This window comes from Stenotrophomonas cyclobalanopsidis, from assembly GCF_008710035.1.
Taxonomy (GTDB): domain Bacteria; phylum Pseudomonadota; class Gammaproteobacteria; order Xanthomonadales; family Xanthomonadaceae; genus Stenotrophomonas; species Stenotrophomonas cyclobalanopsidis.
The window spans coordinates 1-14876 of sequence record NZ_VYKI01000027.1 but is presented as its reverse complement, the minus strand read 5'-3'; the positions used below and the strand labels follow the sequence as shown (position 1 = coordinate 14876).

Below are 14876 nucleotides of genomic sequence, written 5' to 3'. Positions count from 1 at the left end.
GAAACGGGCAGCGCCCGGCGGTTCCGGTAGCGCCGGGCCATGCCCGGCGGTCGGGCGGCTTAGAAGCCGTGGGTGATGCTGGGCTGGGTGGGCGAGGAGAAATCCGCGTACGGATCGTGCTCGCCGCTGCTACCTTCGGACAGGCGGAACTTCAGGGCCAGGCCGTCGCGCGAGTCGGCCGCGCGCAGCGCTTCCTCCTGCTCGATCACCCCGTTCTTGGCCAGCCGGAACAGGCACTGATCGAAGCTTTCCATGCCTTCCTCCAGCGAGGATTCCATCGCCGCCTTGATCTCGTGCACCTGGCCGCGGCGCAGCAGGTCGCGGATCATCGGCGTGTTGATCAGCACCTCGGTGGCCGGCAGGCGACGACCCTCCTTGTTCTTCACCAGGCGCTGGCTGATCACCGCACGCAGGTTCAGCGCCAGGTTCATCAACACGTTCTTGTGCGCGCTTTCCGGGAAGAAGTTGAGGATGCGCTCGATGGTCTGGTCGGCGTTGTTGGAGTGCAGGGTGGCCAGGCACAGGTGGCCGGTCTCGGCGAAGGCGATGGCTGCCTCCATCGTCTCGGCATCCAGGATTTCGCCGATCAGGATCACGTCCGGCGCTTCACGCATCGCGTTCTTCAGCGCGTTGTGGAAGGCATGGGTGTCCAGGCCGACCTCACGCTGGTTGACGATCGACATCTTGTGCTTGTGCAGGTACTCGATCGGGTCCTCGATGGTGAGGATGTGCCCGGTGGTCGTACTGTTGCGGTGGTCGATCATCGACGCCAGCGAAGTGGACTTGCCCGAGCCGGTGGACCCCACCACCAGCACCAGCCCACGCGGGGTCATGATTACGTCCTTCAGCACCTGCGGCAGGTTGAGCTCTTCGATGCTCGGAATCCGGCTGCGGATGGCGCGGATGACCATGCCGACCTCGCCCCGCTGCTTGAACACATTGACACGGAAGCGCCCGGCATCGGCCAAGGCGATGGCCATGTTGAGTTCCAGCTCGCGCTCGAACTGGGGCACCTGGCCCTCGTCCATCAGCGAATAGGCGATTTTCTTCACCATTCCCGGCGGCAGGCCGGTATTGCCCAGCGGGTACAGCTTGCCCTCGATCTTGATGTAGACCGGCGCACCGGTGGTCAAGAACATGTCCGAAGCGTTCTTTTCGGTCATCAGCTTCAGGAAGTAGCCGATATCCATTGCGAATTTTCCCCAACGAAACTGCCGGCGCCCGTTGCAAGCACGGTGTCGGCTTGACGACAATGGCCGTGAACCGACAACCGGTACGGCCTCCCCAATGAAACGACTTAGCTTCGCACGAATGCGCCACAGCCTGTATGTGATGGCGTTTGCATTCGCACTCTCTGCCCCCGTCTGGGCGCAGGATGGCGCACAGGAACTGGCCCAGGCCCGGCAGGCGGTGGACAAGGCCACCCAGGCCGACGCCGACCAGTACGCCCCGGACCTGATCGGTCTGGCCCGGCAGGGCCTGGAGCAGGCCCAGCGCGCCGCCGGCGACCGCCGCGAGCGCAAGAACGCCCCGGCACTGGCCCTGCGCGCCGCGGCCGACGCCGACCTGGCCCGTGCCCGCAGCGAGGAAGCCACCGCCTCGGCCCAGCTGCAGCTGCGCCGCAACGAGGTCAACCAGCTGCAGCGCCAGCTGTCGACCGGGGAGGACCGCCGATGAAGTCGATCTCCGCCCTGGCCCTGGCCACTGCGCTGGCGCTGCCGGCCCTGGCTGTCGCCGCCGACAACCCGATGGTCGGCCAGCTGAGCCAGCGCCTGATGAGCATCCAGGCCAATCCCGACACCGCTGAGCTGGCCGCCTTCGAGCGCATGCAGGCCCAGCAGGCCATCGCCGCCCTGGACAAGGCCAAGCGCCGCGACCAGGAACTGGCCACCTACCTGGCCGAGCGCCGGGTCGAGATTGCCGAAACCAGCGTGCGCGCCGCCCTGGCCGCCCGCGAGGTCGACCGCCTGGACCGCACCCGCAGCGACCTGCTGATCGAAGCCAGCCGCCGCGACGCCGCCCGCGCCCGCCAGGAAGCCGAACAGCTGCGCATGCAGGCGCAGATGCAGGCCGAGGAGGCCGAGCGCCTGCGCCAGGCCGCCGAAGCCGAGACCCTTGCCCGCCAGGATGCCGAGAACGCCCTGACCAGCGTGGCCGGCAAGCAGCAGCAGCGCCTCAGCTCGGCCCAGCAGAACGCCGCCAAGCTGGCCCGCGAGGAAGCCGAGCTGGTGTCCGGGCAGAAGCTGCCGGGCTCGAAGTTCGACGCCCGCGGCGAGGTGTTCACCCTCGCTGGCGATGCCTTCGGCGCCGGTGCGGCCACCCTGTCCGGCGGTGCGAAGAACCAGGCCAAGGCCCTGGCCGAGTACCTGAACATCGGCAAGAAGGGCCGGGTCCGCATCGAGGCCTATGACAGCGCCAATGGCGTCGGCCAGAAGCGTGCCGAAGCCCTGCGTGATGCGCTGGTCTCCGCCGGTGTCGCCAGCAGCCGGATCCAGGTCAGCGGCAAGAAGGCCGCGTCCACCAAGGCCCGCTCGGCCGAGGTCATCGTCGCCCCGTAATTGCTTGAATTCGTTTGTTTTTCGTTGCATTGAGCATTCAGCCTGAACCCCGCCCCGGCGGGGTTCGGTCTTTTTGTCGCGGGGGTCTTGTACCCGGCCCGGAGCAGGCGTAGGGTCAATCGTCCGGGACGCAATGCCGCGGACCGGACGATGGGAGGGCCGGGCCGATGAAAGCAGGGCGCGAACCGCAGCAGACCGACGTGCGCAGGCCAGTGCAGCAGGTCGTTGTGGGCACCCATGTGGCAATCGACCGGCGCTCCTCCATGAACAACGCCCCGTGCCTTGCGGCAGGGGCGTTCGTGTATCTGTCGAAGGAGGTCCATCATGTTTGAAGATCAGCCCCAGAGCGAGATCGACGCCCGTCGCGCGCGTGATCCGGAGTTCCGGGCACTCCATGACCAGCACCGCAAGTTGAACAAGAAGTGCATGGACGCGGAGTTGGGTGTACTCCCGATCGATGATGTCACCCTGGGTCGCATGAAGCGCGAGAAGCTGCTGGCCAAGCAACGCCTTCTGCGTATGTACGAAGCGCCACCCGCAACGACGTCCCCCACGCACTGACGCTCCGGTCGCGCCGGGAACGGCGTGACCCGGCCAACGATGGCCCCGCGGTTGTCGGCAACGGCAGCCGCGCCAAGGCCCCACCGGTGGTGGTGCCTTGGCTCGCAGGCAACGGCCTGCACCCGTGCATACCCTCAGCCCACCGATGCGGGCGGTACCGGTCTCCTCGTCGATCCGGGGCCGTCCGCATCCCCTCTCTCCGGTAGGGGCCAACCTTGGTTGGCCCGCCTTGGCTGCTATCCCGCCGGGCACGGCCCGGCGCTGCAAACGCGTGCGCAGCGCGGTGCCTGACTTTCGGCGCCATCCGTCGGATAATCCATGGTCCGGCCCTGCGCGGCGCGAAACGAAAGCCCCCCGAATGCCCATCCATTCCTCCGTCCTCGAACTCATCGGCCAGACCCCCATCGTCAAGGCCCAGCGCCTGGATACCGGTGTCTGCGAGCTCTACCTGAAGCTCGAGAACGCCAACCCGGGCGGATCGATCAAGGACCGCATCGGTCTGTCGATGATCGAAGCAGCGGAACAGCGCGGCGACCTCAAGCCCGGCGCGACCCTGGTCGAAGGCACTGCCGGCAATACCGGCCTGGGCCTGGCACTGGTGGCGCAGCAGAAGGGCTACAAGCTGATCCTGGTCGTGCCCGACAAGATGAGCCGCGAAAAGATCTTCAACCTGAAGGCGATGGGCGCCGAAGTGCGCCTGACCCGTTCGGACGTGGCCAAGGGCCACCCGGAGTACTACCAGGACCTGGCCAAGACCATCGCCGACCAGACCCCGGGCGCGTACTTCATCAACCAGTTCGGCAACCCGGACAACCCGGCCGCGCACGAATTCGGCACCGGCCCGGAAATCCTCGAGCAGATGGGCGGTGAGCTCGACGCCATCGTGTTCGGCTGCGGCAGCTCGGGCACCATGACCGGCCTGTCGCGCGCCTTCGCCACGCTGTCGCCGAAGACCGAGCTGGTGCTGGCCGATCCGGTCGGCTCGATCCTGGCCGAGTACATCAACGACGGCAACCTGAACGACAAGTCGGGCAGCTGGCTGGTGGAAGGCATCGGCGAGGACTTCCTGCCGTCGATCTCCGACTTCAGCCGCGTCAAGAAGGCTTACGCGATCACCGATGCCGAGAGCTTCCACACCGCCCGCGAGCTGCTGGGCAAGGAAGGCATCCTCGGCGGTTCGTCCACCGGCACCCTGCTGGCAGCGGCCCTGAAGTACTGCAAGGAACAGACCACGCCGAAGAAGGTGCTGGTGCTGGTGTGCGACACCGGCAACAAGTACCTGTCGAAGATGTACAACGACTACTGGATGCTGGACAACGGCTTCCTGGAACGCCCGCAGCACGGCGACCTGCGCGACCTGATCCTGCGCCCCTACGGCCAGCGCGACACTGTCGTGATCGGCCCGAACGACCTGCTGACCACCGCCTACCAGCGCATGAAGCTGTATGACGTGTCGCAGCTGCCGGTGATGGACGGTGACCAGCTGGTCGGCATCGTCGATGAAAGCGACGTGCTGTTGCATGTCTATGGTGACGAGGCCCGCTTCCGCGATCCGGTCGCCACGGCCATGGTCAGCAAGCTGGACCGCCTGGACGTGAAGTCGCCGATCGAGGCCCTGCTGCCGGTGTTCGACCGCGGCCAGGTGGCCATCGTGATGGACGGCGGCACTTTCCTCGGCCTGATCACCCGTATCGATCTGCTGAACTATCTGCGCCGCCGTGTGCAGTAACACGACGATCCGCGAAATTCGCGCATTCACAGTGGTCCATCCGCGTCAAAATCCGTTAAGGCGGCGCTGATAGACTCCCGATCCTTTGACGGCGCCGTCACCGGCGCCATGCAGGAAACGACATGTCCAACCCTTCTTCGCCACTGGCGCTCGCCACGCTGGCCATCCATGGCGGCCAGTCGCCCGACCCGAGCACCGGCGCGGTGATGCCGCCGATCTACGCGACCTCGACCTACGCGCAGTCCAGCCCGGGCGAGCACCAGGGCTTCGAGTACTCGCGTACGCACAACCCGACCCGCTTCGCCTATGAGCGCTGCGTGGCCTCGCTGGAAGGCGGCACCCGTGGCTTCGCCTTCGCCTCGGGCATGGCGGCGACCTCCACCGTGATCGAGCTGCTGGATGCCGGCAGCCACGTGGTGGCGATGGACGACATCTACGGCGGCAGCTTCCGCCTGTTCGAACGCGTGCGCCGCCGCACCGCCGGCCTGGATTTCAGCTTTGTCGACCTGACCGACCTGTCGGCCTTCGAAGCGGCGATCACGCCAAACACGAAGATGGTCTGGATCGAAACCCCGACCAACCCGATGCTGAAGATCGTGGACATCGCCGCGGTGGCCGCCATCGCCAAGCGCCATGGCCTGATCGTGGTGGTCGACAACACCTTCGCCTCGCCGATGCTGCAGCGTCCGCTGGAGCTGGGCGCGGACCTGGTGCTGCACTCGGCCACCAAGTACCTCAACGGCCACTCGGACATGGTCGGCGGCATGGTCGTGGCCGGCGACAACGCCGAACTGGCCGAGCAGATGGCCTTCCTGCAGAACTCGGTGGGTGGCGTGCAGGGCCCGTTCGACAGCTTCCTCGCCCTGCGTGGCCTGAAGACCCTGCCGCTGCGCATGAAGGCGCACTGCGCCAACGCGCTGGCCCTGGCCCAGTGGCTGGACAAGCACCCGGCAGTGGAAAAGGTGATCTACCCGGGCCTGCCTTCGCACCCGCAGCATGAGCTGGCTACCCGCCAGATGAACGGCTACGGCGGCATCGTCTCGATCGTGCTGAAGGGCGGTTTCGAAGCGGCCAAGCGCTTCTGCGAGAAGACTGAACTGTTCACTCTGGCCGAGTCGCTGGGCGGTGTGGAAAGCCTGGTCAACCACCCGGCGGTGATGACCCATGCCTCGATCCCGGTGGCACGGCGTGAGCAGCTGGGGATCAGCGATGCGCTGGTCAGGCTGAGCGTGGGCGTGGAGGAGCTGGGAGATCTGCAGGTGGATCTGGAAAGGGCGCTGGGCTGACCGATGAGCACTATCGACGGACGTGGTCCGCTGCGGGATCCATGGGATCATCGCGCGCTATTGGGGAGGATGGTCAAGCGCGATATCCGTGGCCGATACCAGGGCTCCATCTTCGGTACGCTGTGGTCGTTCGCCACCCCCCTGCTGCTGCTCTGCGCCTACTGGTTCTTCCTGGGCGTGGTGCTTCAGGCGCGCTTCGGCTCGGCCCCTCAGGCCGCATTTCCCGTCATTCTTTTTTCCGGCCTTATTACCCATCTCTTCTTCGCAGAAGTGATCGGTCGCTCTTCGGGTTTGATTTTCGAACACGCAACCTATGTGAAAAAGGTGGTGTTCCCGCTGACGGTACTGCCTTGGATGACGCTGGCAACGGCGGCGTTCCATCTCTGCGTTAATCTCTCGATCCTTCTGGTGGGGCAGTTGCTCATCGTCGGGAGTGTCCCGCCGACTTGGCCCTTGATCTTCGTCGTACTTCTGCCAGCGTTGCCTCTGCTGATAGGGGTGTCTTGGATGTTGTCTGCCTTCGCGGTTTTTCTCCGTGATACCCAGCAGGTAGTCCCGTTGATACTCACCCTGATGATGTTCGGCAGCCCCATTTTCTTCCCCATGGAGATGGTGCCTGAGCAGTACCGCGCGTTTCTTTACCTGAATCCGACAACGGTCATCATCCAGCAGGTTCGGGCCGTGGCCATCCATGGCCAGATGCCTGACTTCCTTGTTCTCGCCATTTACTCCGTGGTTTCGCTGTTTGTGATGAGCCTCGGATACTGGGTATTCATGCGTACGCGCAAGGGCTTTGCCGATGTGCTCTGATCAGCTGATCGTTGATGTAGCCCATGTCGACAAGAGCTTCCTCCTGTACGACCAACCGTCCCACCGCCTGTGGCAGATGTTAGTGGGCAATCGGCGGACGTTCTACCGTGAACATCAGGTTCTCAAGGACATCAGCTTCCAGGTCCCACGCGGCCAGACGCTCGGTCTTGTTGGCCGCAACGGCGCAGGGAAGTCGACTCTATTGAGCATCCTGTGCGGCACGTTAACCCCCAGCGACGGCGAGGCTCGCATCCACGGGAAAGTTGCCGCACTGCTTGAACTGGGGGCTGGCTTCAATCCGGAACTCACCGGTCGTGAAAACATCGATCTCTGCGCACAGATCTATGGGCTTACCGAGGAGCAGATACATGCTCGTCGGGATTCCATAATCGCGTTCGCGGACATTGGCGATTACATTGACCGTCCCGTGAAAACGTATTCCAGTGGCATGTTCACCCGCTTGGGGTTCTCGGTCGTTGCTCACGTCGATGCAGACGTGCTCATCGTGGATGAGGCCTTGGCGGTGGGAGATGCGTTCTTTGTGCAGAAGTGCATGCGCTTCCTGCATGGGTTCCGCGACAATGGCGGGACTCTTGTATTCGTCAGTCATGACATGGGGGCAGTCACCGCACTGTGTGACCGGGTCATCTGGCTGAAGGACGGTCGGGTGTTCATGGATGCGCCACCGAAAGAAGTGGCGGGGGCGTATCTGGCGGATCTGTATGACCAGGCCGGCGCTACGGATACCGTTGATTCGGCCGCGGAACGCGCCGCTTCCATCACGAAGTTCACCGCCGAAGAGGTTGATGCACGTCTGGCCTGGATCAATACCACCTCTTTGCGCAACGACATCGAAGTGTTTCCATTCGCTATCCAGCACGACTTCGGATCGGGTGGAGTTGTCTTTGAGTGCGGTGGGCTGTTCGATGAAGGTGGTCGCAGGCTCAGCTGGGTCGTTGGAGGCGAGCTGGTGACGCTCCGGCTTCAATTGAGAGCCCATGTCGCCATTCAGTCGATGCTGGTCGGCTTCGTTGTCAAGGACAAGCAGGGGCAACCGTTGTTCGGCGAGAATACCCAGCTGACCTACCTGGACAATCCTCTGAGCCTCGCAGCGCAGGAGGTCTGCACAGCAACCTTTACGTTCCGCATGCCCGTACTGCCTTCAGGGGACTACGCCATCAGTGTCGCTGTCAGTGATGGAACCCAGAAACAGCATGTCATGCACCAGTGGATTCATGACGCGCTTATCCTTTCAAGTCGATCAACCAGCGTGTCAACCGGTCTTATCGGGATACCGATGCTTGATATCAGAATGGATGTCGCCAGTTAAGCCTGCGATGGTGCAGGGCCTTACGTACTTGGCGCTCGATCGCCGCAATGCATTGGAGAGGCAACGATGGAAATGAATGAGCTTCCGAAGCTTGGACGCCTGCGCGTGCAGGCTGTCCTTTACGGAAACGATCCGGACTCGATCCTGCGAACTGTCCAGCACCTGGATCGCGCCGCGGAGCTTGCAGTCCAGGCAGGTGCATTCGGTCGGGTGACGCTTGCATACGGTGATTCATCACCGACAGACTCCCTGCGCTCGGTGGTTGAGAGCGCCAAGGCAGCCTGCGGTACCTTGGCTGACATCGAATACGTCCATTTTGGCCGTAACATGGGTTCGGCGGGCGGACACAATGCGCTGCTGGAACTTGATCAGACCGACTTCACCATTCTCATGAATCCGGACATCATGTTTGCGCCGGATGCCCTGATCGAGCTCGCACGTCCATTCTCAGACCCTTCTGTGGCAATGAGCGAGCCCAAGCAACTGCCTTTTGAGCATCCCAAGGAGTACAACACTTCTTCAGGGGAAACCCCTTGGGCGTCCGGAGCCTGCACCTTGGTCCGGCGTACCGTCCTGGCCGAGCTGGAAGGCTATGATGCGCAGACCTTCTTCCTTTACTGCGACGACGTTGATCTTTCCTGGCGCGCGCGGCTGAAGGGCTACAAGCTCATCTATTGCCCGCGTGCTGCGGTTTTCCATGACAAGCGGATGCAGTTTGGCGGTGATCGCCCGGTTGGCTGGGCCGAGAAGTTCTATTCGGCCGAGGCGGGGCTGCTCATCGCATACAAGTATTGCCGGGATGATCGAGTAAAGCAGATATCTGCCTTCTTCGCGGAAAGTGGCGATCAAGTATGGCTTGATGCGCTGGCTTCCTTCGAGAAGCGCCGGGAAGATGGAACGTTGCCTCCTCGTCTTGATCCCGGTCACAAGGTCGCGTATTTCCGCGATGGCCTCTACGCTCGTCACAGGTTCGTTTGAAGATGGATATCTACGACAACGCTTTCTCAGAAAGTAATCCGTACGGGCACGTGGTCCAGTTGGTGGCTCGTTTTGAACCTAGTCCCGGTGATTATGTCGTCGACATCGGTTGTGGTTACGGACGGATCGCGGAGATCCTGCGCGACCGGTTCGGCGTCGAGTATCTTGGATTGGACGCGGATCTCGAATCCCTTGAGTCGCTACGCTCGCGGGGCTTCAGCGCGGTGCAGTTCATCGCAGGCCAGCAGGATCTGGCGGCGCAGATCCAGGGTGCGCTGCCTGCAGGCGCGAGGGTCGTGGCGATCACGGCGCTGGATTTCATCGAGCACATCAACCAGCCAGGACAACTCCTGTCCGATCTGGCCGAAATTGCCGCACCTTGGAATGCGCCGTTGATCCTTTCAGTTCCAAATGTCTCCCATCGAGATGTTGGTACCAAGCTCGCGCTCGGCCGCTTCGACTGGACCAATGCGGGCCTGCTGGATCGCACGCATATCCGTTTTTTCACCAACGACGTGCTGTCAAGACTGACGCGCGATCATGGATGGCACGAGGCCTATCAGCATGACTTCAGTCTGAGGAGAAGTGATCAACACTTTCCCGGCACGTTGCCGGGCCTGTCTGCTGACACGCCCTTGGGCCAGTTTCTTGCCCGGTTGAGGGAAGGCGTTGATCAGTACGGCTATGTGAATCAATTCATCCGTGCATACCTGCCTGGACCTGCACGTAAGGCAGGCGGGAATTTCAATGGCGTAACCCAGAATGCAGCGAACCCCTTTCTCAGCGTTGTAATCCGTACGACGGGGACCAGGATCGGTACGCTTCGCGAGGGCCTGCTCTGCCTGTCTGCGCAGAGTGATCAGGATTTTGAAGTCCTGATCGTTGGGCACAATCTGGAGATCCCTGCTCAGATCGAGGTCGAGCGTCTCATCGAACATCTGCACCCGGCTTTCCGCAGCCGGGTTCGCCTCGTGCGTGTCGACGGCGGCGGACGCTCGGTGCCACTCAATACGGGCTTCAGCGCTGCAAGCGGAGACTATGTTGTCGCGTTTGACGACGACGATCTGCTGTTTGGTGGCTGGGTGGAGACCTTCAGGAAACTGGCGGAAAGAGCACCTGGCGCACTACTGCGGCAGTGCACCGTTGCACAGGACTGGGACCGGGTCGAGGTTGCGGGCGGTGATGCCGCTTCCAGATCAATGAGCAGCATGAAGTCCATATATCCTGCCAACTTCGACCTGCTGGCGCACATCGTGGAGAACCGGACGCCACTTCACTCCATCGCATTCCCGAGGGCACTGTTCAGCCATCTCGGTTTCCAGTTCGATCCCGGCCACAGCACTGCTGAGGACTGGGACCTGATCATTCGCACTGCGCCTTTGTGTGGTGTGAGCACCTCCACCGATGTCGGCTGCATCTACCGGCACTGGACCACCGGTACTTCCTATACGGCCCATTCGCAGTTCGAGTGGACCGGCAACTATCTGAATACTCTCAAAAAGCTGAACGATCAGCCATTCCTGCTTCCCAAGGGGTCTGTGCAAAGACTGCGCAACATGTATGCGGAGTTGCAGCGCCTGAAAGGCGACGTCGATGTCGCCGCCGAGACTGGCATCGAGTCGCTGGCCAACGGTGTGTTGCTTGATGACGATCAGCGACTGGCCGAGCTGAGAGAGCGCTACTACGAACTGACCACCTCCAAGTCCTGGCAGATCACTGCGCCTCTGCGCGTGCTGCTCAGCGCCTTGAAGCGCAGGCCGTGGACGCGTCCGCCTCGCATCTGGCTGATGAACGAGGCTGACCTCGATTTCCATATCAGGCTGGTTCTCCAGTCGTCCTCGTGGAAGTGGACCCGAATCCTGCGAGGTCTGAGATGACGCAACGCGAGCGGCACGACCAGCGCGATATGTCACGCGCAATTATTCCATCGATCCGTCTGATGCTGGCAATCCTGCTGCTCTGGCAGCTTTCTTCGCTGGCAGATTCATCGGGCTTTTCGCTCAGGATTCTGCGCAATGCATTTCAGCCGTTCGCCGGAGAATTGGAGTCGCTGCCGCCCGCAGTCGGCGAGTTCGCACACTTACTGCGTACTCAGTCCGCTGCGCCAGTGACCTGTTCGCTCAGTGATGAGGTGGCGTCGGACAGCCTACTGATGCAGCGAAGCTACGAGGCCGTTTACCCCGTGAGGATCGATTCGAGCAGCAGGAGCTGCATATTGGGTACGGAATCAGCTGCTGTCGCTTCGTCCTGCAGGCTCGAGCTGGAGGGCGAACATGCGCGCATCTTCAATTGTAGGTAATGCACGCAGTTATCCTGCAGCCTGGCTCGGTGCATTGCTGGTTCTGGTCTATCTGTTCTGCGCAGCAGGTGCAGGCGGGATGCTGCTCACGGTCCTGCTGCTGGCGTGCGCGGGCATATCCGTGGCGGTAGCGTCGTCGCAGCTGTTGTGCCGGCAGAACGCGCTGGCAGTCATTTTCGTTCTCGCACTGTGCATTGTTGCGCTGGCCACTCCATCGCCGGCATGGGATGCGCGTTCAATATGGTTGTTCCACGGAAAGCGGATCTTCTACGACGCTTCGCTTTACGCACAGTTGGATAACTATGCGGTCTGGAGCCACAACGATTATCCATCATTGGTTCCAGCACTGATGGCGTCAATCGCGCATGTGATTGGTCACTGGAATGACGTCTTTCCCAAAGTCGTTGTTCCATTGGCGATGCTCCCCCCTTTGCTGGTCATTCTGCCCAGAATTCCCCGGCTGGAATGGCGCATGGTGTTCCTGCTGGTCCTCGTCGCTCTTGGTGGGAATCACCTTGTCGACGGCTACGTTGACGCTCTGCTTTCTTTGGCTTTCGTTGCGGTGTTCCTTCTGATCAATGAGATCACGGCCACCGACAAGCCTGATTTTGGGCAGTACGTGCAGCTGACCGTCATGGCAGCGCTGTTGGCACTGGTGAAGAATGAGGGAGGCGCACTGCTGCTGTGTGCGGCGTTGGCGGGGCTTGCCGGCATGCTGCTCCGCGGACGCAGAATGAAGCTTGCGATGGTGGTCTCCCTTGCTGTGGCGATCCTGCCTTTGCTGGCTTGGAAGCTGAGCGTCGACGATGCTGGCCTGTCCAATGATCTCGCCGGTTCCGACCTGATGGGCCAGCTTACTGGCCGGCTCGGCGACATCAGGTCTTACTGGCTGCTGATCGATTCGTTGCTGTTCAGCCTGCCGACGCTGCTGTTGCTGCCGCCCCTGTTGCTGATCGCCTTTGTCGCTCGCAAGAACAGCATTTCGCTCTACGCGCTGCCTGCGTGCGCGAGTTATGTCGCAGTTCTCGTTGTGGTCTACATGAGTACTCCGAACGATCTTCCCTGGCATCTTGCCACTAGCGCGGACCGCACTATGCTCCCTGTATGGCTTCTGGCGACCTGCTCTCTGCTCGTCGACCTGGCTGCCACGCATGAGCGGGTGTAGGACGCGTGCCAACTTCTTCTTTTGAGTACCCGAGGTCAAACATGCAGCCCGAGTTCGAGTTCGTAGTCGTTACACCCGTCTACGAGGATCGCGCCGCGTCAGGTCGCCTCTTCAGCGAGCTGGCGTCCTGCTACGGCAATAGCGTCTATGTGGTGGCTGTAGATGACGGCTCATTGCGCGAGCCCGTGCTTGTCGAGCACCTTGAGGCGGCAGGGATCAATGGCGTGGTACTCACATTGCGCCGGAATGTGGGGCACCAGAAGGCCATTGCCATAGGGCTCAGTTATGTGGAAAGCGAATTGCCGGATGCGCAGCGTGTGGTGGTGATGGATTCGGACGGCGAGGATCTGCCAGCTACCATTGCCGAACTGCTACGCGCACTTGATGCCGACAACGTGGATGTCGCGGTGGCGCAGCGCAAGAGCCGGGTCGAAACCCTTCGATTCAAAGCCTTCTATGTCGTCTACAAGTTCATTTTCCAGCTGCTGACTGGCCGATCCATCAGCTTTGGAAACTTCATGGCGTTGAAGCGTCCGGCCCTTTGCCGAGCCAATGCGATGCATGAGGTGTGGACTCACGTCGCTGGCGGCATCATCGCCAGTAAGCTGCGCTTGGCCGTGTGCCCGATCGACCGTGGGCCGCGTTATGCGGGCCAAAGCAAAATGAACTTTGTCGGCCTGACGCTGCACGGCTTCCGTGCGCTCATGGTGTTTGCAGAAGATGTGTTGGTCAGAGTCGGTCTGATGTGTGTAGTGGTCTCCTCGGTATCCATCGTGTTCGCCGTCGTGGCGACGCTCCTGAAGCTTGCGGGCTACGCTACGCCTGGTTGGTTCTCGATGGCGTTGGGCGTACTGTTCCTCGTATTCCTGCAGACGGGAACGCTCACGCTCATGACGCTTATGCTCAGCGGCATTGTCCGTGGTGGAATCCAGAAGCGGGGGGCGTTCATGGACTACGTCAACTTCTCCAGTGAGGCGCGTGGCAGTGCTGCGCGGCCTTGATCTTTCCCAGTTCGCCCGATTTGTACTGAACGGGTTGGCTGCGACTGCGGTTCACTTCGGCACGCTGACCTTCCTGGTTGAGATCGTGAACGTTGGATCCAAGGGGCTGGCCAACTCCATAGCTGCAATCTTCGGGATCCTCGCCTCATTTGTAGGTAATCGTTTCTTTGTATTCGCGACAAGGACGGGCAGCCTGCGCAAGGAGCTGGTCAGGTTTTCGGTGTTGTACGCGGCGTTGGCGCTTCTGAGTGGTGCGTTCATGGCTCTGTGGGCTGACGTATTTGCTCTCGATTACCGAATTGGCTTCGTTGCCATCAGCGGCATTCAACTTGTCCTCTCTTTCCTGGGTAATCGCATGTTGGTATTCAAGGTATGAACAGGTTTCTCAAGGCGGCTGGTCTGACCGCTGTATACGTTGTAGTGCTGCTTGCCGTCTACGTGATCCACATGCGTTATTTCGCCGTCGACGTCGTGTTCTACGCGGCGATCGGGGATGCGTTCATTGCGCTTGTCATCACCGGACTTCTGCTGCTGCTGCCTTGTTTCAGAGTCCTGTCGGGGCTCGAGAAGTCTCTTCTCTGCATCATTTGGCTGCTGGGGGGCTATTCGTTTGCAATCTCGGTTCCCACGGTGATTGACCGATCCCTTTCGTTCTACATCCTGGAGAAGCTGGAGCAGCGTGGTGGTGGGATCCGCCAGAGTGCTTTCCAGGACGTCTTCACCAAGGAGTACATGGTTGAACATCGTCTCGTCGATGTGCGCCTGACCGAGCAGGAGAGCTCCGGCACCGTGGAGATCGTCAATGGCTGCGTCCGCCTGACGGAAAAGGGTGAACGCATTGCCGCGCTGAGCAGGTTCTATCGCAAGAACCTGCTGCCCAAGCGCAGGCTCCTGCTTGGCGTCTATTCCGATGACCTCACCGACCCGTTCCGACACAGCCTTCAGAACGTGGACTATCGCTGCAGGTGAAGCAGATGTCGCGGCAGTGCTGCGGGGAATACGTCGCCAAGAACGGGTTGATGTAAATTTGCGGTGACCCGTCCTGCCATAGGTTGACACCTATGGGGTGGATGATACGGCCGCCGTCAGGCGGCCAAGGACGCCCGATGCGTCGCATCGGGCGTCTGCATTTTAAGGGACAGGTGGGGTCGCTCGGCGT

15 protein-coding genes are annotated in these 14876 nt (G+C 61.5%); 14 read left to right on the top strand and 1 reads right to left on the bottom strand.

Going from position 1 to position 14876, the window contains the following annotated elements:
* Positions 1-59: 59 nt before the first annotated feature.
* Positions 60-1190 carry a PilT/PilU family type 4a pilus ATPase gene (locus tag FJU31_RS16130; RefSeq protein WP_150455641.1) on the bottom strand — a complete coding sequence of 377 codons (1131 nt, stop codon included), beginning with the start codon at positions 1188-1190 and terminating at the stop codon, positions 60-62.
* Positions 1191-1311: 121 nt separating this feature from the next.
* On the opposite strand from FJU31_RS16130, the gene FJU31_RS16125 reads away from it, so the two are divergent.
* From FJU31_RS16125 to FJU31_RS16060, 14 genes are all read left to right on the top strand, one after another.
* On the top strand, positions 1312-1677 hold the full coding sequence (locus FJU31_RS16125; protein WP_150455640.1) for a DUF4398 domain-containing protein: 366 nt from the start codon (positions 1312-1314) through the stop codon (positions 1675-1677).
* Positions 1674-2558, top strand: coding sequence for an OmpA family protein (locus FJU31_RS16120; RefSeq protein WP_150455639.1), 885 nt, complete (start codon positions 1674-1676; stop codon positions 2556-2558). Before FJU31_RS16125 ends, FJU31_RS16120 begins: the two co-directional genes overlap by 4 nt.
* Positions 2559-2882: 324 nt before the next feature.
* Positions 2883-3119 carry an HP1242/YdcH family protein gene (locus tag FJU31_RS16115; protein WP_150455638.1) on the top strand — a complete coding sequence of 79 codons (237 nt, stop codon included), beginning with the start codon at positions 2883-2885 and terminating at the stop codon, positions 3117-3119.
* 358 nt (positions 3120-3477) lie between these two features.
* Positions 3478-4848 (top strand): pyridoxal-phosphate dependent enzyme, encoded by a 1371-nt coding sequence (locus FJU31_RS16110; protein ID WP_150455637.1) that lies wholly within the window; start codon positions 3478-3480, stop codon positions 4846-4848.
* A gap of 122 nt (positions 4849-4970) precedes the next feature.
* On the top strand, positions 4971-6134 hold the full coding sequence (locus FJU31_RS16105) for a cystathionine gamma-synthase (protein WP_150455636.1): 1164 nt from the start codon (positions 4971-4973) through the stop codon (positions 6132-6134).
* Positions 6135-6137: 3 nt separating this feature from the next.
* Positions 6138-6944: an ABC transporter permease gene (locus tag FJU31_RS16100; protein ID WP_150455635.1), complete on the top strand. Its 807-nt coding sequence runs from the start codon at positions 6138-6140 to the stop codon at positions 6942-6944.
* The gene (locus tag FJU31_RS16095; RefSeq protein WP_150455634.1) at positions 6934-8274 is read left to right on the top strand and encodes an ABC transporter ATP-binding protein; all 1341 of its coding nucleotides are present in this window, start codon (positions 6934-6936) and stop codon (positions 8272-8274) included. Before FJU31_RS16100 ends, FJU31_RS16095 begins: the two co-directional genes overlap by 11 nt.
* 66 nt (positions 8275-8340) lie before the next feature.
* Entirely contained in the window at positions 8341-9252 is a 912-nt protein-coding gene (locus FJU31_RS16090; protein ID WP_150455633.1) for a glycosyltransferase, read from the top strand.
* Between the two features lie 2 nt (positions 9253-9254).
* Positions 9255-11129 carry a methyltransferase domain-containing protein gene (locus tag FJU31_RS16085; RefSeq protein ID WP_150455632.1) on the top strand — a complete coding sequence of 625 codons (1875 nt, stop codon included), beginning with the start codon at positions 9255-9257 and terminating at the stop codon, positions 11127-11129.
* A complete protein-coding gene (locus FJU31_RS16080; protein WP_150455631.1) occupies positions 11126-11551 on the top strand; it encodes a hypothetical protein in 426 nt (141 codons plus the stop codon). Before FJU31_RS16085 ends, FJU31_RS16080 begins: the two co-directional genes overlap by 4 nt.
* Positions 11526-12716, top strand: coding sequence for a hypothetical protein (locus FJU31_RS16075; RefSeq protein WP_150455630.1), 1191 nt, complete (start codon positions 11526-11528; stop codon positions 12714-12716). Before FJU31_RS16080 ends, FJU31_RS16075 begins: the two co-directional genes overlap by 26 nt.
* Before the next feature lie 41 nt (positions 12717-12757).
* The gene (locus tag FJU31_RS16070) at positions 12758-13717 is read left to right on the top strand and encodes a glycosyltransferase (protein ID WP_150455629.1); all 960 of its coding nucleotides are present in this window, start codon (positions 12758-12760) and stop codon (positions 13715-13717) included.
* Positions 13695-14093 (top strand): GtrA family protein, encoded by a 399-nt coding sequence (locus FJU31_RS16065; RefSeq protein ID WP_246161390.1) that lies wholly within the window; start codon positions 13695-13697, stop codon positions 14091-14093. The genes FJU31_RS16070 and FJU31_RS16065 overlap by 23 nt, the downstream gene beginning before the upstream one ends.
* Entirely contained in the window at positions 14090-14686 is a 597-nt protein-coding gene (locus FJU31_RS16060; RefSeq protein WP_150455627.1) for a hypothetical protein, read from the top strand. The genes FJU31_RS16065 and FJU31_RS16060 overlap by 4 nt, the downstream gene beginning before the upstream one ends.
* The last annotated feature ends 190 nt before the right edge of the window (positions 14687-14876 follow it).